Source organism: Pseudomonas sp. GW823-FHT06E10 (assembly GCF_058794995.1).
Map to the genome: position 1 here is coordinate 24,103 of NZ_JBXAHJ010000025.1, position 20,501 is coordinate 44,603.

At 53.5% G+C, this 20,501-nt stretch carries 18 protein-coding genes and 3 pseudogenes; 11 read left to right on the forward strand and 10 right to left on the reverse strand.

The annotated features are described in order from the left end of the window. Positions 1 to 13: 13 nt before the first annotated feature. The 5 genes from AC1Q6Y_RS27290 to AC1Q6Y_RS27310 all read left to right on the forward strand — a co-directional run bounded on the left by AC1Q6Y_RS27290 (position 14) and on the right by AC1Q6Y_RS27310 (position 4,550). Positions 14 to 1,081 carry a sugar phosphate isomerase/epimerase family protein gene (locus AC1Q6Y_RS27290; protein WP_492625565.1) on the forward strand — a complete coding sequence of 356 codons (1,068 nt, stop codon included), beginning with the start codon at positions 14 to 16 and terminating at the stop codon, positions 1,079 to 1,081. A gap of 357 nt (positions 1,082 to 1,438) precedes the next feature. After that, complete coding sequence (locus AC1Q6Y_RS27295) at positions 1,439 to 3,103, forward strand: Na/Pi cotransporter family protein (RefSeq protein WP_492625566.1); 1,665 nt, start codon at positions 1,439 to 1,441, stop codon at positions 3,101 to 3,103. Next, entirely contained in the window at positions 3,063 to 3,608 is a 546-nt protein-coding gene (locus AC1Q6Y_RS27300; RefSeq protein ID WP_492625567.1) for a hypothetical protein, read from the forward strand. Before AC1Q6Y_RS27295 ends, AC1Q6Y_RS27300 begins: the two co-directional genes overlap by 41 nt. Before the next feature lie 151 nt (positions 3,609 to 3,759). Further along, positions 3,760 to 4,194 carry a hypothetical protein gene (locus AC1Q6Y_RS27305; protein WP_492625568.1) on the forward strand — a complete coding sequence of 145 codons (435 nt, stop codon included), beginning with the start codon at positions 3,760 to 3,762 and terminating at the stop codon, positions 4,192 to 4,194. After that, complete coding sequence (locus AC1Q6Y_RS27310; RefSeq protein ID WP_492625569.1) at positions 4,191 to 4,550, forward strand: HNH endonuclease; 360 nt, start codon at positions 4,191 to 4,193, stop codon at positions 4,548 to 4,550. Before AC1Q6Y_RS27305 ends, AC1Q6Y_RS27310 begins: the two co-directional genes overlap by 4 nt. Before the next feature lie 264 nt (positions 4,551 to 4,814). On the opposite strand, the pseudogene AC1Q6Y_RS27315 reads toward AC1Q6Y_RS27310, so the two are convergent. After that, positions 4,815 to 6,041 (reverse strand): annotated as a pseudogene (locus AC1Q6Y_RS27315) (IS1182 family transposase); the annotation flags it as partial. 434 nt (positions 6,042 to 6,475) lie between these two features. On the opposite strand from AC1Q6Y_RS27315, the gene AC1Q6Y_RS27320 reads away from it, so the two are divergent. From AC1Q6Y_RS27320 to AC1Q6Y_RS27330, 3 genes are read left to right on the forward strand one after another with little or no spacing between them, the layout of a single operon-like run. Further along, positions 6,476 to 7,774 carry a sialidase family protein gene (locus tag AC1Q6Y_RS27320; protein ID WP_492625570.1) on the forward strand — a complete coding sequence of 433 codons (1,299 nt, stop codon included), beginning with the start codon at positions 6,476 to 6,478 and terminating at the stop codon, positions 7,772 to 7,774. Next, positions 7,771 to 8,373, forward strand: a complete 603-nt coding sequence (locus AC1Q6Y_RS27325) for a hypothetical protein (RefSeq protein WP_492625581.1) — start codon at positions 7,771 to 7,773, stop codon at positions 8,371 to 8,373. The genes AC1Q6Y_RS27320 and AC1Q6Y_RS27325 overlap by 4 nt, the downstream gene beginning before the upstream one ends. A 41-nt stretch (positions 8,374 to 8,414) precedes the next feature. Continuing rightward, positions 8,415 to 10,451 (forward strand): LTA synthase family protein, encoded by a 2,037-nt coding sequence (locus AC1Q6Y_RS27330; protein WP_492625571.1) that lies wholly within the window; start codon positions 8,415 to 8,417, stop codon positions 10,449 to 10,451. A 398-nt stretch (positions 10,452 to 10,849) separates the two neighbouring features. On the opposite strand, the pseudogene AC1Q6Y_RS27335 reads toward AC1Q6Y_RS27330, so the two are convergent. Then, a pseudogene (locus tag AC1Q6Y_RS27335) lies at positions 10,850 to 11,254 on the reverse strand (phage late control D family protein); the annotation flags it as partial. Positions 11,255 to 11,512: 258 nt separating this feature from the next. Here AC1Q6Y_RS27335 and AC1Q6Y_RS27340 point away from each other — a divergent pair. Together AC1Q6Y_RS27340 and AC1Q6Y_RS27345 are read left to right on the forward strand one after the other, a co-directional pair. Beyond that, a complete protein-coding gene (locus tag AC1Q6Y_RS27340) occupies positions 11,513 to 11,998 on the forward strand; it encodes a hypothetical protein (RefSeq protein WP_492625572.1) in 486 nt (161 codons plus the stop codon). A gap of 379 nt (positions 11,999 to 12,377) precedes the next feature. After that, positions 12,378 to 13,007, forward strand: coding sequence for a hypothetical protein (locus tag AC1Q6Y_RS27345; RefSeq protein WP_492625573.1), 630 nt, complete (start codon positions 12,378 to 12,380; stop codon positions 13,005 to 13,007). 169 nt (positions 13,008 to 13,176) lie between these two features. Here the strand turns inward: AC1Q6Y_RS27345 and AC1Q6Y_RS27350 are convergent, their stop codons facing one another. Beyond that, a complete protein-coding gene (locus AC1Q6Y_RS27350; RefSeq protein ID WP_492625574.1) occupies positions 13,177 to 13,995 on the reverse strand; it encodes a hypothetical protein in 819 nt (272 codons plus the stop codon). A 359-nt stretch (positions 13,996 to 14,354) separates the two neighbouring features. Between AC1Q6Y_RS27350 and AC1Q6Y_RS27355 the strand changes: the two genes are divergently transcribed. Beyond that, complete coding sequence (locus tag AC1Q6Y_RS27355) at positions 14,355 to 14,570, forward strand: hypothetical protein (protein WP_492625575.1); 216 nt, start codon at positions 14,355 to 14,357, stop codon at positions 14,568 to 14,570. A gap of 235 nt (positions 14,571 to 14,805) precedes the next feature. Here AC1Q6Y_RS27355 and AC1Q6Y_RS27360 read toward each other — a convergent pair whose 3' ends face one another. The 7 genes and pseudogenes from AC1Q6Y_RS27360 to AC1Q6Y_RS27390 form a co-directional block, all read right to left on the reverse strand. Further along, positions 14,806 to 15,660 (reverse strand): toxin-antitoxin system YwqK family antitoxin, encoded by an 855-nt coding sequence (locus AC1Q6Y_RS27360; protein WP_492625576.1) that lies wholly within the window; start codon positions 15,658 to 15,660, stop codon positions 14,806 to 14,808. Between the two features lie 196 nt (positions 15,661 to 15,856). Then, a complete protein-coding gene (locus tag AC1Q6Y_RS27365; protein WP_492625577.1) occupies positions 15,857 to 16,741 on the reverse strand; it encodes a hypothetical protein in 885 nt (294 codons plus the stop codon). Positions 16,742 to 16,749: 8 nt separating this feature from the next. Then, positions 16,750 to 17,235 carry a hypothetical protein gene (locus AC1Q6Y_RS27370; protein WP_492625578.1) on the reverse strand — a complete coding sequence of 162 codons (486 nt, stop codon included), beginning with the start codon at positions 17,233 to 17,235 and terminating at the stop codon, positions 16,750 to 16,752. Between the two features lie 120 nt (positions 17,236 to 17,355). Continuing rightward, positions 17,356 to 17,535: pseudogene (locus AC1Q6Y_RS27375) on the reverse strand (hypothetical protein); the annotation flags it as partial. A gap of 19 nt (positions 17,536 to 17,554) precedes the next feature. Beyond that, positions 17,555 to 18,226 (reverse strand): 5-methylcytosine restriction system specificity protein McrC, encoded by a 672-nt coding sequence (locus AC1Q6Y_RS27380; RefSeq protein WP_492625579.1) that lies wholly within the window; start codon positions 18,224 to 18,226, stop codon positions 17,555 to 17,557. 33 nt (positions 18,227 to 18,259) lie between these two features. Beyond that, the gene (locus tag AC1Q6Y_RS27385; RefSeq protein ID WP_492625580.1) at positions 18,260 to 19,714 is read right to left on the reverse strand and encodes a TrkH family potassium uptake protein; all 1,455 of its coding nucleotides are present in this window, start codon (positions 19,712 to 19,714) and stop codon (positions 18,260 to 18,262) included. Positions 19,715 to 20,043: 329 nt separating this feature from the next. Next, positions 20,044 to 20,277: a hypothetical protein gene (locus AC1Q6Y_RS27390; RefSeq protein ID WP_154947713.1), complete on the reverse strand. Its 234-nt coding sequence runs from the start codon at positions 20,275 to 20,277 to the stop codon at positions 20,044 to 20,046. Between the last annotated feature and the right edge of the window lie 224 nt (positions 20,278 to 20,501).

The following is a 20,501-nucleotide window of genomic DNA, read 5'->3' on the forward strand; positions in this document are numbered from 1 at the left end:
TGGAATGACTCGAATGAACGCTATCCAAAAACGATTCAATGCCTTATTGACCCACAAGGCTGTCGGGGCTGAGGCGCCTCCTGCACTGACCGAAGCACTCGCCCGCCAACTGCTCGACAGGCTCGGGCAGCTGCGCTTGTTTGCTCATAGTTATCCCCTACTGGCCAACCTAAACAATGGACGTCTCACGCCTGCCGACATGCTGGACTTCGCCTATCGCCACGAGTTGCAAGGCCTCAGCTTGCACTTGCTCGATGGCGAGGAAAACAGCCTTAGCCAAATGACGCAGGCACAGTTGCGCGAGTTTGCAGAAAAGGCCAATTGTCTGGGCCTGGATGTGCACCTGGAAATCAGTAGTACACGGAGAAAAGATGTCGATCAAGTCATCGCCATTGCCAAGACCCTTGGCAGCCAGAACATCCGCGTTTACTCACGCTATGAGGGGACTCTGTCTGGGGTTATGGACATTATTGAGTCAGACCTGCATTACCTCGCAAAACAGGCAGATGAACACGATCTGTTCTTCGATTTTGAGCAGCATGAGGAACTCAAAAGCGGTGAAATTGCAGAGCTACTGAACCGGCTCAACCACCCTCGACTTCATGCATTGTTCGACTTCGGCAACATGATCAACGCCTGTGAAGCTCCTCTGCCCGCGCTTCAAACTATGGCCCCGCATATTCGCCAAGCCCACCTCAAGGGTGTGCGCATTGTTCCGGAGCAAAATGGATTCGGCCATTACGGCGTCCTGCAGGGCTCTGACGAGGATGATCTGCCCAACGCACGCATGCTGTTTGAGCTGTTAATGCTAGGGGAGTTAACCCCGCAGGTGATCGCATTCATCCTTGAACAGGAAAACCATTACATAGCCCCAGCTTTCCGTCATATCGGAGAAGCCGCTGACCCTTTCATTCCTTACCGGGAGATGAGCGAAACGGCACTTCCTCCAGGCTTCTCGATGGAGCGAATGATGGTTGAGGAACACCGTTGGGCGAATAATCAAATCACCTATGTACGAGGCCTGCTCGCCGAATTCAGAACCTTGGCCGAGTTGGCATTGGCCAACCACGCAAGCGCCTGAACCTCACGTGACAACCAGCGGTGTTTACTCAATTAGAGAGTGTAAGCCATGCCCAGCTAACCCCTGGCCGTTTTCTACCCTGAATTCAACCCCGATTGAAATGATTTAAGCAGGTGGTGTTTGATGTTCTCTCTGGCTTGCTTTCTCTCACGTACGAACTTGCTGTTGTTCTCAACAAGTCGCAGTACGACCGCTGCGATCCGTTCGGCCTCAACGGCCTGCGATCCTTGATTTATCAGGATGGTGTCGCTGATTGACGTTAATCAGCGACTCCTTGGGTGAGTGCTAAACGCCTCAGGAGATAACACGTCGCTTTTCATACGCTGCACTTCCAATCCTCAACCGTTGGGGTTTTTTATGCTGACCCTGCTTGATTTGCTTTCTGCCGTTGCCCTACTGATTTGGGGTACGCACATTGTCCGTACCGGCATCATGCGGGTGTACGGTTCACAGTTGCGCCACATACTCAGCCAGAACATGGCCAAGCGCCCCTTAGCCTTCATCGCCGGGATTCTGGTCACCGCTTTGGTACAGAGCAGTAACGCCACGGCAATGCTGGTCACTTCATTCGTCGGCCAAGGCCTGATGACATTGACGCCAGCGTTGACGATCATGCTCGGCGCGGATGTCGGCACAGCCTTGATGGCCCGTGTGCTGACCTTCGATCTGGCCTGGCTGTCACCGCTGTTAATTTTTCTCGGGGTGATCTTTTTTCTCTCGCGCAAGCAAACCCCCGCCGGGCAGCTTGGACGGGTAGGGATCGGCCTGGGCCTGATCATTCTGGCGCTCCAATTGATTGTTACGTCCGCACAGCCCATCACACATGCGTCAGGCGTGAAAGTACTTTTTGCCTCGCTGACGGGGGATCTGATGCTCGATGCCTTGGTCGGCGCGATGTTCGCGCTGATTTCCTACTCCAGCCTCGCTGCCGTGCTGCTGACCGCAACTCTGGCTGGCTCGGACATCATCAGTCTGCCGGTGGCGATCGGTCTGGTGATCGGTGCAAACATCGGCAGCGGCCTACTGGCATTCCTGAGCACCAGCACGCAAAACATCGCCGGACGACAGGTAGCGCTGGGAAGCCTACTGTTCAAGTTGATTGGTCTGTTGTTGATCATTCCAGTGCTGGATCTATTGGTGAAGTGGATGGACACGTTCGGCTCCAGCCCACAAAGCCTGGTGATCAGCTTCCATCTGTCCTACAACACTCTGCGTTGCCTGCTGATGCTACCCAGCGTCAAGCCGATGGCCCGTCTGTGTTCCTGGCTATTGCCCGAACGCCCAGAAACCAACGGCATAACCAAACCTCGGTATCTGGACGCGGCAGCACTAATGACCCCGAGTCTGGCGCTGGCCAATGCCGTACGCGAAACTCTGCGTTTGGGTGACCTGATCGAAAGTATGCTGATCGCCATGCAAGGAGTACTGCGTGGAACGCAAGCGGCGGTCACCCTGGAAGTACGCCGCCTCTATGACGATGTCGAAGTGTTGTGCAGCACAATCAAGCACTATCTGGCACAAATGCCCCGGGAAGACCTCTGCGAGGAAGACAGCCGGCGCTGGGCAGAAATCATCGAATTGGTGCTCAACCTCAAACTGGCCAGTGATCTGATCGAGCGCATGCTGCGCAGGATCCAGCAGCAGAATACCTCGCAGCGGCGCTCTTTTTCCGAAGTCGGACTGGAGGAGTTGACCGGGCTGCACAGCCAGCTGCTGTCGAACCTGCATCTGGGACTGGCGGTATTTGTCAGCGCCGATCGGGAAAGCGCGCGACAACTACTGCGTGAGAAACGACGTTTCCGCGCACTGGAGCGGCGACTGGCCCATGCCCACATCAGCCGCTTGCAGCGCAAGGTGGTGCAGAGTATCGAAACCAGTTCCCTGCATCTGGAACTGATCGCGGACATGAAACGGCTTAACTCGCTATTTTGCGGCAGCGCTTATGTCGTACTGGAAACATCGGAAACCGGTGCGCGATTCAGTGAGTACGTATCTGATCAGCTTGGTGGGGCTAGCGCATAACGACGCCCAGTTTATTGACGAGGCCTTTAATAGCCAGAAAGAAGCCTTCCATGATGAGTATCCAGGGGGCGCCACTTGGAACAAGCAGGCACTATGTTTCGAGTATCGTGACCGTGTCGGCCCGAGCAGAGTTTTGCTTGAGCTGAAAGATGGCAACCGGCTGCATTTTATCTCAGTGAAAGCAAACAGCCTGCGACGAGGGGAACTTCCTCACCGTCGACCGGGTGTTGACCGGGGTCAATCAGGTCCTCGTAGCGGCTGCCAAAATGTACAGGCTGGGTCCGTCGATACGGAACCCCATACGCGATATGAAGCCGATATGAACAAAGTTATGCCATTCCTACTGGCGCTGGCGTTGATATCCACGACAGGCTGCTCCGAACTTATCGACGCCCGTCGCGACTACTTGCAATGGCGGAATTCGCTCGATTTGCCGCGACAAACAACACCTATGCAGCAGCAAGTGCAGATGCAGCAGTACGGCCAGCCGGTATACCGCGCATAGGATTGCATCGGCGCGGTGGTCAATGGTGTGTGTCATGGCAGCACCGGCGCAGCGCAACCGATAGCGACCTGCTATGGCCAGATGCTCAACGGCCAATGCACCGGGCCGCAGTTCTGAGAGCTGGCTACAAACGGGCCTTTTAGGTGAATAGATGACAATCAAGAAACGAGCTGACAGGCAAATGACCGGCGTGGCTGGTGAGTTCCTGGTCGCGGCTGAGCTGAGCAAGCGCGGCTTGCATTCGGCGCTGACGATGGGCAATGCAAAAGACGTCGATATCCTCGCCTTCAATCCCGAGACGGGGTGCTCGTTCGCCGTTCAGGTCAAAGCCAAGTGCGACCGCAATGGCACCTTCTGGCTTCGTTCCCATCGAGTTATCAGGACGTGCGTTTACGTCTTCGTCCTGGTGAACAAACCTGATGAAGCGGCGCAGTACTGCATTGTTCCAGGTAACGTGTTGGCCGATCAGCCGGAGCGCTTCGGGCCAAAGTTCACGCCTGCAAGAGACGGCGGAGTGCACTGGACGTATCCGGCCAGCGAAGGGTTTGAGGGCGGCTGGTCGGTATTTGGCGAGGTGGCGGCGTGAAAAAATACAGCGACAGCCTGCGCGGCTATGCCTTCAAAATACTTGAGCGCGACGGCTTCAAATGCGTGTTTTGCGGGCTAGACGGGACGGCATCCTTCGACGCCTGGGCGGCCATGTCGTGGGATCACCTGCTGCCCAAGGGCCACCCACAGCGCGATGATCCGGCGTACATAGTCTGCGCCTGCAACTTCTGCAACGGCGCGGATAACCGCTACTTCGGCCAGCTCGAACGCCGTGGGCTTAGCCTGGATGGCCTGAGCCCTTCCCAACTGGTGGAACAGCGCCGGGTATGGGTGCAGCGAACCCGAGACGCCTACCACGCATTCTGGTTGGAGAAGGTGGCCGCGAAGGTATGATTGCGCTCGATCATCATTTGGGGCGCTAGAAGCCCCAGGTGATGCAAGGCGGCTGTTTGGCAGCCGCTCAAATCAGGTTCAAGCATGTTGCCATGCCGCTCCTACGGCGGCCACCAGTGAGGAATGATCATGCCCAAGCTCGTACAGGATGAAGCCGGCCAGATATTCGTTGATGAGGGTGGTGGCATTCTCACGGCCGTTACCGAAGACCAAGCCATAACCATTTACGAGAATCAAGGCATGGGCAAGGGCCTGGTGTCGGCGGTGGGGCAGCCGAAGCTGCATTTCCTCTAAGACGGCTTCATGCTCCCAGCGTCGAACTCGTCGCTCCGTGCTCGGCGTGCACTGTGCTTTCAACGTGCAGCCCTGGCATTTCGAACTCCAGTAACGGTGCAACTTCAAGCCTTTTTCAATGTTGGAATAGCGCCAGATCAGCGCCTCGCCAGCCGGGCAAATGTATTGGTTTTTTGCCGCGTCATAGATGAACGCGTCGTTATTGAAACGCCCGTCAGCCTTGGCTCCAGAGGTCATCGGCTTGGGCACGTAGGCGGTGATGCCGGCATCGTGACAAGCGAGGATTTGTTCGCTTTTGAAATAACCTCGGTCAGCCACTACCGACAACGTTTCTGACGCTATGGCCTCGCGGGCCTGCTTGGCCATTGTGCTGAGTTGATCGCGGTCGGAACCGACGTTGGTCACCTCATGTGCAACGATCAAATGGTGCTGCGTATCGACCGCTGTTTGTACGTTGTAGCCGACGATTCCCGTGCCGCGCGTCATCATGGAGCGAGCGTCTGGGTCGGTCAGTGAAACCTGTTTATCCGGCGATTCATTGAGCTGGATTTCGATCGCCTGAAGCTCCTTCATTTGCGTTTTGAGCTTGGCGATTTTCTCTTCCAGCCGCACGGCGCTGGGCTCGGAAGCTGTGGGCTCTTGCCGATCGGCAGCATCGAGTGCCGTCAGGTAACGGTCGATGCTCGATTCAATTTCTTCCATGCGCCGCTTCAGTTTGGCGCTGGTGAAATTGCGGTCGCGGTTGTTGACGGCTTTGAATTTACTGCCATCGATGGCGACCAGATTTTCTCCAAACAGTCCCAACTGCTGACACAGCACAACGAACGGGCGACAGACGCCTCGGATGGCCTTGCTGTTGTCTTTTCGGAAGTTGGCGATGGTCTTGAAATCCGGCATCAAACGCCCGGTCAGCCACATCAGCTCGACGTTGCGCTGGGCTTCTCGCTCCAGCCATCGGCTCGACTGGATGCGGTTGAGATAACCGTAGATGTAGATCTTCAGCAAGATCGCGGGATGGTAAGCCGGTCGGCCTGTGTCGGCAGGAATGGCACCGTCAAAACCCAGTTTGACCAGGTCAAGTTCGTCGACGAAGACGTCGACTACGCGCACCGGATTGGTATCGCTGACGTAGTCGTCGAGGCTCTCGGGAAGTAAGGTGCCTTGGCCTCGATGTTCACCTTGGATAAAGCGCTTCATGGGCGATCCCGGCGATGAAATCCTCAGAAATCATAGCAAGGGTTCGCGAAAGCGTTTTTACACACTCTGGGCCAAAAGCAGCCTGTCAAAAATGTCTACGAACCGCACAGACAACCATTGCGATCAACCGTATAAAAGTTAGAGAAACAATTATCAATACCGATCGAGCGAAGCGTCCATTCAGCTTTTTTCTGATTCTCGTTGTTCAAGCCCTACTTTGCGACCAGCGGTAGAGATAGCTAACGAGTATCTTGGATAAATGCGCAATGCATCTAACCCGGTAGTGTTAGCGACTCAATCAGTCATTGTTCGCCGACAGGGCAGCCCCTTTAAAACAACTGCTTACAGAATAGAAATTCATAAAGTCCGATTCTGTACTACCGAGTGTTAGCTTGTTGCCCTTTATCTGGCCATGAGATGCCAACGCCCAAATTATGCGCATAAAGCTCCCCAGCATTCCTGCCCTAGGTGTTTACCTGGCCCTTGCTTGCCTCTTTGCGGGTGCATGGCTCACCCACCCTGCCCCCAAGCATTCTTCCTTTGCCCTGATAAGTCCGGTTTTGCCTAAGGCAGATGAAACAGCCAAGCCCATTTATACCAGCCGTTTCGCTTCCTCCGGGCTGGTGGACTTCGTGCATTCTTCGGCGATAACAGCCCTGCCTGACGGCAGCTTGATGGCGGTCTGGTTCGCCGGCACTCGCGAAGGCGCCGCCGATGTGCAGGTGCGCTCCGCCCGGTTCAACGTGAGCACCGGCGAGTGGGGGGAAGAACAGGTCATGGCAACACGTGAGTCGACCCAGGAAAGCACTCGAAAATACATTCGAAAACTGGGTAACCCGGTCATTGCACTCGCGCCGGACAATCGCCTGTGGCTGTTCTTCGTCTCTGTGTCCATGGGCGGCTGGGCCGGCAGCGCGGTCAATGTGATGGTTTCAGACGACTTGGGCGTGAATTGGTCGGCGCCGCGCCAATTGATCACTTCACCTTTTCTGAACATCAGCACCCTGGTCCGGTCGGCACCGGTGTTTCATGCCGATGGCTCCATCGGCTTGCCGGTCTACCACGAATTTCTAGGTAAGTTTGCCGAATACCTGTACTTGAGCGCAGACGGTGAAGTTATCGATAAATACCGCATCAGCCACGGCAATAATTCATTGCAACCCGCGGTCGTTCCGCTGGACGGCCAGCGCGCTATCGCCTTGTTGCGCTATGCGGGCGACACACACCACCGAGTCCTGGCGAGCCGTACCGAGGATGCCGGGCAAACTTGGAGTGAGCCTCATCCGCTCGCGCCTTCGAACCCGAATTCCTCGTTGGCGGCCGTTGCGACGCCTGAACACGAACTACTGGTAGCGCTCAATGACCTGCAAGAGGGGCGCTTCAAGCTCAGCCTTTATGCCACCGATGCAAAAATGGGCGTTTGGCGCTCGGTGCACGATCTGGACAAATCACCGGATCCCGAAGGCGATCCGTATTCGCCTCTCGCCTACAAGGAACTCATTGGCAAAGATTTCCGCAATTCCAGTGGCAAGCTCCGCCAACCGCTGGAGGCGCAATTCCTCGGCAACTTGGACAAACGCGTCTGCAAAAACGAAGGGTGTGAGTTTGAATATGAATACCCGTACTTCATCCGCAGCCCCGACGGGATGTATCACTTGGTTTATACCTGGAACAACACCTTCATCAAACACGTCACCTTTAACGATGCGTGGCTGTCCGAGCGTCTCAAATGATTAGTCTGTGGCAAGCCCATGTCAGCTTCGCAATGATCATCTTCCTGGTACTGCCGTCTTTTGGCTTGAGCAGGGTCTGGCGTATCGCGCTTTTGCTTGCATTGCTGACCGTCAGCTTCATACCACTGGACGGAATTTCGCTGGCCGCTTACTTGCGCAGCCACATGGATGACCTTGCGATCACCTCATTGGTGTTCATGGGGTGGGGCTGTTTACGTCGACTGAATGTGTTGCCACCTGTGCAGCATGATCAAACTGGCGTGCTGATCCTTTTCGCCGTAATGGCACTGGTGCTATACCCGGCAACGCTGGGCTTGAGCGATCTGGATCCTTACCGGCGGGGTTTCAGCCCGCGCCCTCTGTTATTTGTCGTCGCACTGCTGACATTCAGCCTGTTTTACCTGCGCAATTACCTGGGCGTCGTGTTGTTGACCAGTGCGACCCTGGCCTTTATCGCGGGGATCAAACCTTCCCACAATTATTGGGATTACTTGATTGATCCGCTGCTGGGCCTGTATTGCTGTCTGGCACTGCTGATTGTTGCGACGCGATGGGGGTATCGCCGACTCATCACGCTGCGCGGCCCAACGCGAACCTGATCCGCTTGAAATTTAACGAAATTCTTAATAGGGAAACGTCGATGGGCTGGCTGAAATCGAGACGGTTGCAATACTGGCTGGGCGCAACAGCGATCGCATTTGTGCTGTTTGCACTCCTGCGGGTAGTGTTCTTTTTCGGATTTTCCGGTTTCGAAGCCAAAGCCCTGAGCGAGGAAAATGCCGTCCTGGAAACATTGGGCATCGGCTTTCGTTTCGACTTGCGCCTGGCCATTCTGGTCATGCTGCCATTGGCGTTGTTGGCCTGGGTCCCTCGCTGGAACCTGATCGGCAGCCGCCTCCTTCGCTGCATCGCCCGGGTGTATCTGGTCGCCGCCCTCAGCGCTCTGGTGCTGATCTACATCATCGATTTTGGCCATTACGCGTACCTCGGCGTGAGGATCAACGCCACGGTATTGCGCTTCATCGAGGATGCGCAAATATCCCGTGATATGGTCTGGCAAACCTACCCGGTTGTCTGGATTTCATTGGGTTGGCTGGCAACCGTCGCGCTCGTGACATTGGCCCTGGTGCGTATGGAGCGCGTCACGCTAGACCGCCCCGGCAAAGTCATTCACCCGCTCTCCGTAACGTGGGGCAGTGCGTTGATGGTCGTGCTGGTGCTGCTGGGTATTTTGGGTCGAGTCGAACACTTGAATCTTGAAAACCCGGTGCCGTTGCGCTGGAGCGATGCGTTCTTCTCGGGCAATAACCAGATCGCCGCATTGGGCCTGAACCCGGTGATTTTCCTCTACGACACCGTCAAGGTCGGTCCTTCGCGTTATGACGAAGCGAAAGTGCGCGAACTTTACGCGGTCATGGCCAACTATCTGGGCGTCGACCAACCCGACCCACAGACCCTGAACTTCGTCCGCCACCAGGCGCCACAGCCCTACAAAGTACCGGGATCGCGGCCACCGAACGTAGTGTTCGTCATGCTTGAGTCGTTGGGTACCAGCGCCGTCGGGGCCTATGGCAACCCGATTAATCCGACGCCGAATATCGATCGCCTGGCCACGCAAAGCTGGTTCTTCAAGCACTTCTACGTGCCTGTCACGGGGACCGCAAAAACAGTCTGGGCCAGCATTAGCGGGGTGCCAGACGTTACTCGACAGGATACCGCGACGCGTAATCCACTGATCACCAATCAAAACACGCTGATAAATGCCTTCACCGGCTACGAGAAAATCTACACCATTGGCGGAAACTCCGGTTGGGCCAACATGAATGCGTTGATCAAGCAAAGTATCGACGGCGTTCGCCTGTACGAAGAGCGGGACTGGAAATCCCCAGTGGTGGATGTCTGGGGGATCTCGGATCTGGACCTGTTCAAGGAGACCGACCAGATCCTGCAAGCGCTACCCAAGGACAAACCGTTCTTCGCCTATATACAAACGGCCGGCAACCATCGCCCCTTCACGATTCCAAGGAGCAACGACGGATTCGAGGTTAAGTACCCTACCCTAGAGGAAGTCCAGGCGGCAGGCTCGCGTAGTGTTGAACAATACAACGCCGTGCGTTTGCTCGACTTCAACATCGGGCGCTTGATAGAAATTGCCAAGGCCGGCGGCTGGTACGAAAACACTATTTTCGTGCTGTTCGGTGACCACAACACCCGTATCGCCCAGATCCCCTTCCTGGCACCGGCCTACGAGCAACTGGGTCTGGAAAGCAACGCGGTGCCGATGATCATCCACGCGCCAGGCATGATCGGGACGCGCAAGGTCGAGGAAGCCGTCGGCCTGGTGGACTTGCTGCCAACCGTGGCAGGTATGGCCGGCCTTGGGTTTCGCAACAGCGGTATGGGCCGTGATATTCAGCAGCCTGCGCCCGAAGGCGAACGCGTGGTGCCATTGGTGTTGCGTGAAGGCACCTTCCCGCTGATTGCCGGCGTGACTCAGCACTACTTGGTACAGATGGAACACGACGGCAGCTCGCCAAGTCTCCATGACCTCGCCTCGCCGACACCGCTGGACAACGTCGCTGAGCAACACCCTGAAGAGTTCAAGCGGCTGTCAGCGTTGACCCGCGCCATGCATGAAACCTCACGCTTGATGCTGTACCAAAACGTGCGCAAGTAGCATCACGATGCGGTATGAAATGCATCTTCATGATTGCTTGTGATCAGTGTTTGCTGGGGTAAATTGGCTTGAGTAATCACCAGTAACGCACAGAAATGAACCCGCTGGTTCCTGAACTGGTCCCAGCGGCGGTTTCACTCCCCCATGCCGAATGGGCATAACCCCTTTTCTTCGACATTCCGCAGACCGCACACCATCTTCCTCCAAGCGCGCACGCTAGCATGCTGGATTCACCATGGAGGGCTCGCGACACCAAGCTCTGATCTACTCCCTCCCTGCCATCAGGGACAATCTGCGGGGACGATGGCCAGGCGGGATGTTGACGCATCCAGCCTGGCCGCTCCTTTTATTTCAGGGTGAGACTTTTTTGACCCAGCACGATTCACTCGCCGGGGTAATCAAACCGGCACTTCGAGCACGACTTTCTGCGGCTTCCCTGACGCCTTGGCCTTGCCCTCCTTACCCCCATTGCACTCCACCGACGCCGTCCATCCGGACGGGGTGAACGTGTGATTCACCGACTCCACCAGGTACTCACCATCGAGCCCAAGCTTGAATCCCAGCGCCTCGATCATGATTTCGGCAAACAGGTCGGTCCGGCCCGGCAGGTCCATGCGGACCGAGGCGGTGGAACGATTGAACGCCGCCAGACGCGCCTTCGCGGCCTCATCAGCGGCCGTGCGGTCCGGGTAGAGATGGCGGTCGGTGTGCACCGGCGGCAAGCCTTCCGGCACGTTGGGGTTGTCCAGGTGCGAGATCAGCAGCTCTCCACTGGCCGGGTCCTGATACTGGGTGCTGGCAGCAGTGATCCTACCACGCGAGCACATCGACAGCGCCAGCTATGCGCTACTGGTAGAAACCCTGACCGGCTTCATGGATCTGCACCAATGGCGGGATGCCAATCAAGTAATGCCGCTGACTCCAGGGGCTGAGGTAACCCCGATCAACCGGCCAGAGCAGCGAGGAGCCTTGCCTTCAGAACGTTATCAACCAAACTCTTCTGGCCTGTAAGGCACCAGGTAGGGTCTATTTTTCGTTAGGCTTTCTGAGGAACCATAGGTATGTCGCATCTAGAAGATCTCATTGCCGAGTACTACGACTGGACTGGCTACTTGGTAAAAAGGAACCTCAAGGTTGGCAAACTCACTCATGGGGGCTGGGAGATGGAGTTGGACGTTCTGGCATTTCATCCAACGACCAAACACCTTGTTCATATCGAGCCATCCATCGACGCGCATTCATGGGAAACCAGAGAACGCCGATTCAAGAAAAAATTTGATTCAGGCGAGCGACACATGTTCACCAGCGTATTCCCATGGCTAGACCCAACAACTCCAGTTGAGCGAATCGCCGTGCTTATCACTCATCCTAAAAATCGAGACGAACTATGTGGCGCGAAGATCCTGTCAATTGACGAGTTCATGTCTCAGGTAAAAAAACGGGTGAGTGCGTGCGGAAAAATGGTAAACAACGCTATTCCTGAGCAGTACCCATTGCTCCGCACCATCCAACTAACAACTCAGGGCTATTACAAGTGCCTGGACTGACGGAAAAATCCAGTCATCCATATTCACAACGCCCCACCCCATAGTGGCACGCCATTGACGTGCAACAATACCTATCCCCCCCCCGCCAAGGTACTTTTTTACCTTTTTTGATCACGGGTAATTCGAAGCCCGATTTCCGTCGACTTCATCGCGCAAAACTAGTGACCAGTATTCGACAAAATGCCTGACTTTAATGTGAAGCCTCGCCTTGGACCGAAGATGCGGTGCGACCACCCGTTTGCTTTCGACCTGACCTGTCGTTTTCATTCGTTCTGACCCATTATCGGCAGAGTCCGGCCTACGGCGGTGACTCAAATGCGCCTATCAGCTATAACCATTATGGGACAGAACACTAGCGATTACTGCGAGGTGAAACAGCATGGCCAAGTTGAAATTCACTCCAACAGACGTGACTTTATATCTTTGTTACGGATTAGGATCCGTAGACTCCCTCTTATATAGCGCTGATTGTTACCACGCTCTGGAGCTTTCGACAGGCGAAAACATTGAAGATATTAATAAAACTGTTCAAATAATATCTAGCCAAACCACCGAGCCAACTGAAGACATTGGAAACCTACTCTACTTTGAGCGCAATGACAAAACCATGTATCGAACTCCATCGAGTATTGCAGTGTCAATTATACTTCCGCGGCAAAAATTTGCCGAGCTGATTAACGCCGCTCGCCAGGGAAAACTCCCATCAAAAATTGAAGTCGATGTACGCGAAATTGAAACCCACGCGAGTGATTCCAGCCCGAAGAGGTGGGACAACAAAAATATCAAACAAATGCCTGTGCGCAAATACGCCTTTACAATGCCACTTATCACTGCTGACAAAATTAGTGAAAGCGACCGACTCAAGACCTTGACAGAAATGCCTGCTAATCGCGAGCAACTAGATAAATTGATAGCTCGCACTTTAGACCTGTATATATTGTTGAAGATTATATTTTGGACGATACTAATCGTCGGGACCGCCAACGCTGTAATTAATTTATTCCAATAGAGTGGTATTCCGCGCAATGCTAAAGCTGGCGCCGCTTTATACGCGAATTAATACCTCGACACCTAGGGAGCCGCTGTATAAATAGCCAACGGCCCGATCGACGACCTGTCTCAACCCATCCCAACCGCGCCATGAAGAAGCCCCATCCCGAGCTTGAGTAGAGCATCAGCTATGGGTCAAGTCTGTGCAATAAACCAAATGCGGTATTCAGCGCGTCATTTTTTAGGTACTTGCGCAACTGAGAATAAATTTCTCGCATTTGCTGAATGTTAAGATCGATCATGGAATTGTCGAGCCACCAGCCTTGACCGGGTCTTAGGGCTTTCCTTGGCATATAGTCCGGATTCGCCGTGATCGAGCGGAATGTAGCGGAATCCGTGTCGGTGTTCACGATAAGAACTTTCTTCCAGTCTTTATGTGGGTCGTGAGCGATCACAAAAAATGGACTTTGCCCAAAGTCTTCGTCAGGTCCGGTTATTTTCGATAGCTCTTCGGCTTTTTGCTCAGGCGTCATATCGCAAGAAACCAGCGTTTCAAAATCTGGCCTTCTACGATGATCGAAGTACTCCTCGTCCATTCCACCGAGGGCCTCGATTTCTTCCATCATGCTTAGGGCGACCTTCGCCGGAATTGTCCAGCAGCCATCTTTTGTCAGGTAGAAACGGCGGTTCGAGCCGCTGGAATACCTTGTGCGAAAACTCAATGTCCACCAAGGCAGATCGACTGACGAACTGGTACGTTGCTGCAATGCAAGTTTTACCGGAATGCCATCAACCACCCTCTCGACTTCGAGCCGACGATTATAGGATGTCGATGGAGTGCCGCCCGCAGGCCTCTTTACGGTAGCTGTTGAGGAGGCTTGAGCGACTATCCATTGCTCTCGATAGTCGTCGGCCGCCAGAAGCAATCGGCACTGGTTATCCTTCGTGGGTGTCTGGATGAATTCAGCGACGGCGCTCATGAGTGGCTTTGAGTATGAATCGTTCATATCTACTCCGATTAGTGAATTATTATCTCTGAGTTAACTCACTATACTCACCAATCCTACTCACGAAATCCATCACACATCGGATAGTCACTCACAGAACACCGCTTCAGCGAGATATCGGAAGCTAAATTTTGATGCAGCTCAAAACGCATCAACCTGATCAACAATGCTTCTGGCGGTAACCCCGCAAGCTGGAAAACGGGAAGCTCAGGGCGCTACGATTGCCCGAAAAACCCTTGCGTGAGTTTTCAAAACTCTGCGGACACGTAGTCAAAACTCAGCCCTCACCGAGCCCTAGGCACGAAAAGAGCGATCAATTGACCTATGCTTACAAAAAGCTAGCAACGAGGTGAAAGGTGATGCGATGCACTATCAGCGAGATCGCCCGCCGCGTTGGCATATCGAAGGCCGCGATCATTCAAGCCCGCAACCAGGGCCGACTTTCCGAATCGCTTTTCACCTTGAATGAGCGCGGTATCATCTGCATCGCAGATGCCGAACTGGCAGAGCGGATACTGCGGGCAGGTATTGGCCTTAGGATCAAAAGCACGCTGCGCATGCCACGTTGCAGCTGATTCTCAGTAGAAAAATCGAAGACCTGCATACCGCAACTAGTAGAGGGACGTATGTTCCCCCACTTATTTATCGCTCTTAAGTTATGCAAGATAAATTTGGCGGAAGCTTCCAATTCTTTGACGCTAGGAGGGAGCAGTTGATCGGAGCCTCTGACGAACTACCGACCAATCATGGCGTTTTTTAAACATTTATTAGAGTGGTTTCAGCGATTCAGAATAATATTTCCGGAAAATCCTAAGCATCAAGGCCGACAAGATTATCGCCAGAGGGCATTACAGCAGTTCCAAGCAAGCTCATCAACTCGAGATAATCAGCGTGCTCTGAGCAGCCCTTTCGGGCACGATAAAATGAAAGATGCGCTTTTACGTTAAAGAAAGCCTTAACTGCAAAAAGCATCTTCCCTCGAATCTTTCCAGACGACCAATAAACCCGCCCCAAGCCAACTCCATTCCAAAGCCGTATGTTTACTTCAATCAAACCTCCCACCCTATCATCTCTTTTCACAGTAATTACCTCAGCACCCTCCCTCATTACAAAACAAGCATAGGCTACATCGCCGCATGCAAAGTCCGCCTTAAATCTAAGACCTCCATCATCGTAATAGTTTCTAAAGCTCCCATGCAGTATACCACCTTTGAAATTTGCTTGAGTTTTCAATGCGCCATTTTCATACCTGTATTCACACACCCCGTGCCTCTTTCCATCATAGGTACTAACCGAGCGCCTGAGCACACCCGAAAGATGATATTCCTTAAGTAAAGAATGACGCTGCTGCTCCAGTGAGTCTATTTCAATCATCAACATACTTTTCTTCGCTAAAACTCCTGAATCATGAGCCCCGACAACTCTTATCAACTCGTCATACTTGGCCACAAGGGCTTTCTTTTTTTCGGCTTCATGAGCTGCACTAGAAAAACCTCCACACTCAATCTCCTCTTCCAACCGCTCAATTGCACTCCTTTTATCACGATCACTCATCGCCTTTTCAGCTTCAGCAGCGAGCTCCGCTAAAACCCCAACAGCGCAACTGATGGCTTTGCCAGTGGATAAAACTACTATTTTCAAATCTTTAAAAAATGGCATAATCATAAATCCATTTCAGACATTAAAAATATTCAACCCGTTAAGTAAAATCTGTGCGGAGATGCCAGTCAGCATTTGACTTGACCCAGCATCGTTAATTATCGAATCTTGCATGGCATAAGACGATCAACGATCCTGAGTTATTTTTTCTTGTAATACTGAAGCCCACAGTAAAAAACGACCAAGTGAAGGTCATCCACCATCAAAGTATCTCAATAACACCCTTGGCCAGTGCGATTGCTTTGATTCTCTCCAACGCAAGCTCAGGTCTCAAAGAACCGTTTTCCACTAGCGTCACCATTCTGGCTGCAGCCTCTTCAGTAATCGCCTCTGTTCCCACAATCAAAGCCAGGAGCTGATTCAGTTCGACCTTGCAATCAGCAGTGATCGCATCTGCTTGGAGAGCCGCAAGTCGACCGCTCAGGCGCTGGATGACTTCGCGGCGAACCTGATCATGTTCACTGCCGGAACGAACCAACTTGGCGATTCCATAGCCTGCAGCGCCTGCAAGCACTGCCGAGCCTATCACCCAACCTACGGGAGTCGCAGTCAGGAACACCCCACCAAAAACACTGGCGAGTGTAGTTGAGCCAAGAAGCGTGGTTGCACCTGCCGCCCCCGCAATAGTTCCCGCCGCCGCTACTCCCGCAGCCGCACCGCCAAGCGCTGCAAGACCTTCACCAGCGACACCGACTTTATCTCGAGCACTCAACTTGTCTATTGCCAGACGGGTGTCCCGTTCAGGCTCTGTCAACTCTACAGAGCTGCTGGGTGCGGAAGGAGATTTCCTCAAGTAATCCAGGGCCTTGGTTCCAGTGTCAGCCAATAAGTGATTTGCCCGTTGGCCAGCATCCTTTATCTTCGTGCCTGCGGCTTTAGCCTCTTCACTTTCAATGAGCTCTTTCGCCCTTACAGCGGCATTGGAGCATCCCTCAGAAATAGCACTCGCCGCTTTTGTAGTTATCGCCGCCGACGCTGATACCGATTTCTCCAGCAACTCCTTGGCGCGGGGCATCTCAGCCTCAATGCGCTCCTGAACAGACTGTTTGGCATATTTCAACCGCGTCAGATAAGAATCAATCCCCATAACCTCTCCTAGGGAGCAGCAAAGTATTCGTTGATGGATAGAAAAATCGATTGAATCAGCTCGAAGAACTTCCTAGCCAATAGTGTTGCTGCGACAAAAGGATCATTAGATGGGATTCCTTGATCGAGCGTTGAACCCACAGCTGCGCCATAAAGCATAGAAAGGCCAGCCGAAAGCGGAGCTAATAGTGGCCCGAGGAACGGAATACCTGAAATCAACGCTCCTACCGCAGCCCCAAGAGCAATACCAATGGATAGATTAGGGTTCGCCTTCAGAAAATCGAAAATCTTCCGCACAACGATCTTGCCGATCGCCACAACCTCACCTGCGATCTCCTTGGTCAAATTCCATAGGCCTTGCAGACGGGTCATGATTTCAACCGGAATGCCCCGAGATACACCCATGACCACGAAATCATCAATTTGATCGCGAGAAAGCTCGGCGTTCAACAAGGTCAGTTCGAATACCCCCTGCTCCTTCGATAGTACCTGCATTCCTACCTCTCTAATTATTGTGAAGATGAGCTGAACAGATTGCGCCACAGCAAAACCGCTAGCCAACAAATGACAGAAAGACCAACTTCTCGGTGAACATTGAACGCGCTGAACATCAAATTACAACCCCACGGCCTGAATCATGTCACTCTCGCTCACCTGCTCCGGCGTTACCACGGCATCTTTTAGCATTAGCTTGCCACGCAACAGTCGATCCAGGCCGTAGATCTGATCTAGCCAAAGCTTGAGCATATGCTGCAATCGCTTGATCACCATGAATAGAATGACTTTTTCTTCCTTTTGGTATGACCAAGCACTTTTAGAAGCACAGCTTACCGGACTGAGACATGACCGAGCGCACCTCGCTGGCAGAGTGAGTGATTTGAGAGTGGCTTTCCAGCCGCACAGGAATCCCAGCGAACCCCGCATCTACCAAGCTGTCGTCATCGAGATTAAAGGGCAACACCCACAAGTTCATGTCATTCCCATAATCGAAAACGGGCAGTGCTCCTTTCAACCCTGACCAATACGGATAAATCAGCACCAGCCTAGGCACGCCTGAGCCGTTGCGATACTTATGGCCGTAGGCAAACAGCTGATAGAAATCGCTCTGACTGAGGTCGTAGTTCTTGCCAGACTTGCTGGCATCAACCCGCTTCCACTTGGTATCCAGAATCCAACGCTGCTCAGGCGTATCGATCAACAAATCCGGCTTCAGGCAGAACATCTGATCGCTGTCATGCTTGCACAGGTATGCGCTCGCAGATTGCGGTTTTAAATCCGCGGCAGGCAGCAACTGCTGCCGCAGCCAGCCTTCTACATAGCGCTCGAATAGCTTCTCCATGGGGAACAGCAGGCTCATCCCCCGCCAGTCGCCCTTCGCCAGCGGCAGAAATCGGCCAACAGCGGCAATCCAAACGACTACTGATCTCTCTATGGAAGTACTCGCTGCCCCTTGGGTGGGTATCGACCAGTTTATTTCGTCCCCCATGCACCTTTTAGACTCAGAGCCCGACAAGGTGGATCAATATCTCCAGAAAACCGGAGTTACGAGCACCAACACAGTCAGGATTTCCAGTCTCCCTAGGAGCATTCCAACGGTCAGTAGCCATTTGGCGGCATCCGGTAATGAGGAGAAATTACCAGCCGGCCCAATGATCGTGCCAAGCCCCGGCCCAACGTTACACACCGCCGTAGCGGCACCACTTAAGGCAGTCGTCCAATCCAGCCCAATGAGAGCCAGGCCCAAGGCGATGGCGGCAATGGTGATGGTGAAGAAAAACGAGAAGGTCAAAAGCGAGCGCAGGATCTCCTCGTCGATGGGATGACCGTTGTACTTCTTCTGAATCACGGCTCGAGGATGGATCAACTGCTTCAAACTACTGACCAGTAGAGCGGCAGCCACCTGAAAACGGAAGATTTTAAGACCGCCTGCAGTGGAGCCGGAACATCCACCGACGAAGGTCAAATAGAAAAACAGCAAGACAGCGAAGCTGCCCCACAAGGTGTAGTCGCCAACCGCAATTCCGGTGGTCGTGACGACCGAGGTCACATTGACTGCCACGATACGAAACGCATCCCACCATCCGTAATCGCTGTGAAAACATAGCCAGGTACCCACAGCCAGCGATGTGACGAGCAAGAACCCGATAAATCCGCGTACCTGGTGATCCTGAATCAGCGCACGCCGATGGCCCCGCAATGTCGCGACGTACAAGGTGAAAGGCAGGCTGCCCAGAATCATGATAGCCACTGCCACCCAGTGAATCGTTGGTTGCGTCCAATGCCCGAGTGAGGCGTCCGACGTTGAGAATCCCCCGGTAGAGATCAACGACATTGCATGATTGACCGCTTCAAATGGCGTCATTCCAGCGAGCCAGAGCGCCAAAGCTCCGATACCAGTAAGCCCCAGATAGAGCAGAAGAATGTACTTGGCTGCTACATGGGAACGTGGCGTCACTTTCTCCGACCAGTCTGAGGACTCTGTCTGGAACAGACGCATGCCGCCTACGCGCAACAGTGGAAGGATCGCCACAGCCATGCCGATAAAACCGATGCCTCCCAACCAATGCAGCATGGAGCGCCATATCAACAAGCCGGGAGATGAGGTATCCAAACCGGTGAGCACGGTCGAGCCCGTGGTTGTGATGCCAGACATCGTTTCAAAGAATGCATCGGTGTAGCTGATATCGCTGATCAACACCATTGGCAACGCTGCGAAGGTACACACAACGACCCAACTGCCAGTCGTCAGCAGGTACATATCCCTCGGGCGAAGCTGGCCAGTATCCGGGCGTCCCCGCACGATCAACAGGAGGCCACAGATGAAGGTAATCAAACTCGACCAGAGAAAGGCCGACAGATCGTCGCTACGCTCATAGGCCACCAGTGTGATCATGGGAATAGCCATGCTTACGGCCAGCGTGATCAGAAAAATGCCTAAGATGAAGCCGATAAGCCGAATGGCTGCGAGGGACATAACAGAGCATTCCAAATTAGCACCGCGCAGTATCGGATGCCCAACCTCAAGGCCCCGTAAATTTTGCGTAAAGCTTCTACGAGCAACCAGTCGGACTGCGTGCGTCAAAGGGCAGCTTCACGCCCTGAGGAAGTCAGTCAACCCAAATCAAGGCTCTTGAGGAGCGGTGACCCAAGCTACCTCAATGCGTTCAAATAGGCGATTTCATCGTAGGACGTCCTGGTCTGCCAGCACCGGTACAGCACCCGAATCCACCTGTGATTCCCCCATGGCAGATTAATGCGCATAACAGGACGTGTGGCATTGAACGGCTGCCTGGAATGACTCTTTCAAGGCAACAATAGCGCTTGATGTATTTCAATAGACGGAATGGCACCGTTTTTACGTCGACCTTCAAGCCAGCTTCTTGTTTTGCTGACATCAAAAATCTGGCCCTGCTCCATCAGAGTCAAAATAAGCGCATCGGCAACTCTATAGCGCCCGCACTCCGGACAATCTCTCTCCTCCCATGGACCTTGGCATTCAATACGCTCCGCGACGTTTACACAGATAAAACAATTCATTGCGCTCACCATTTTTATACTTGTTCAGCCCAATCTACACTCGGGTCGCAGTCACATAGTCAGTACGCTGAGAAGTATGGTGCATGGACAACAGAGGAAAATGAAAAATAGTTCGGAACGTTGACGCTTTTGGTGCAAACAGGTCGTTGTAGTGGTCTAATGAAACCGGACACCCATTTAGGCGAGAATGCTCGCCAGATCGAGGTGTCAGATGACCAAACAAC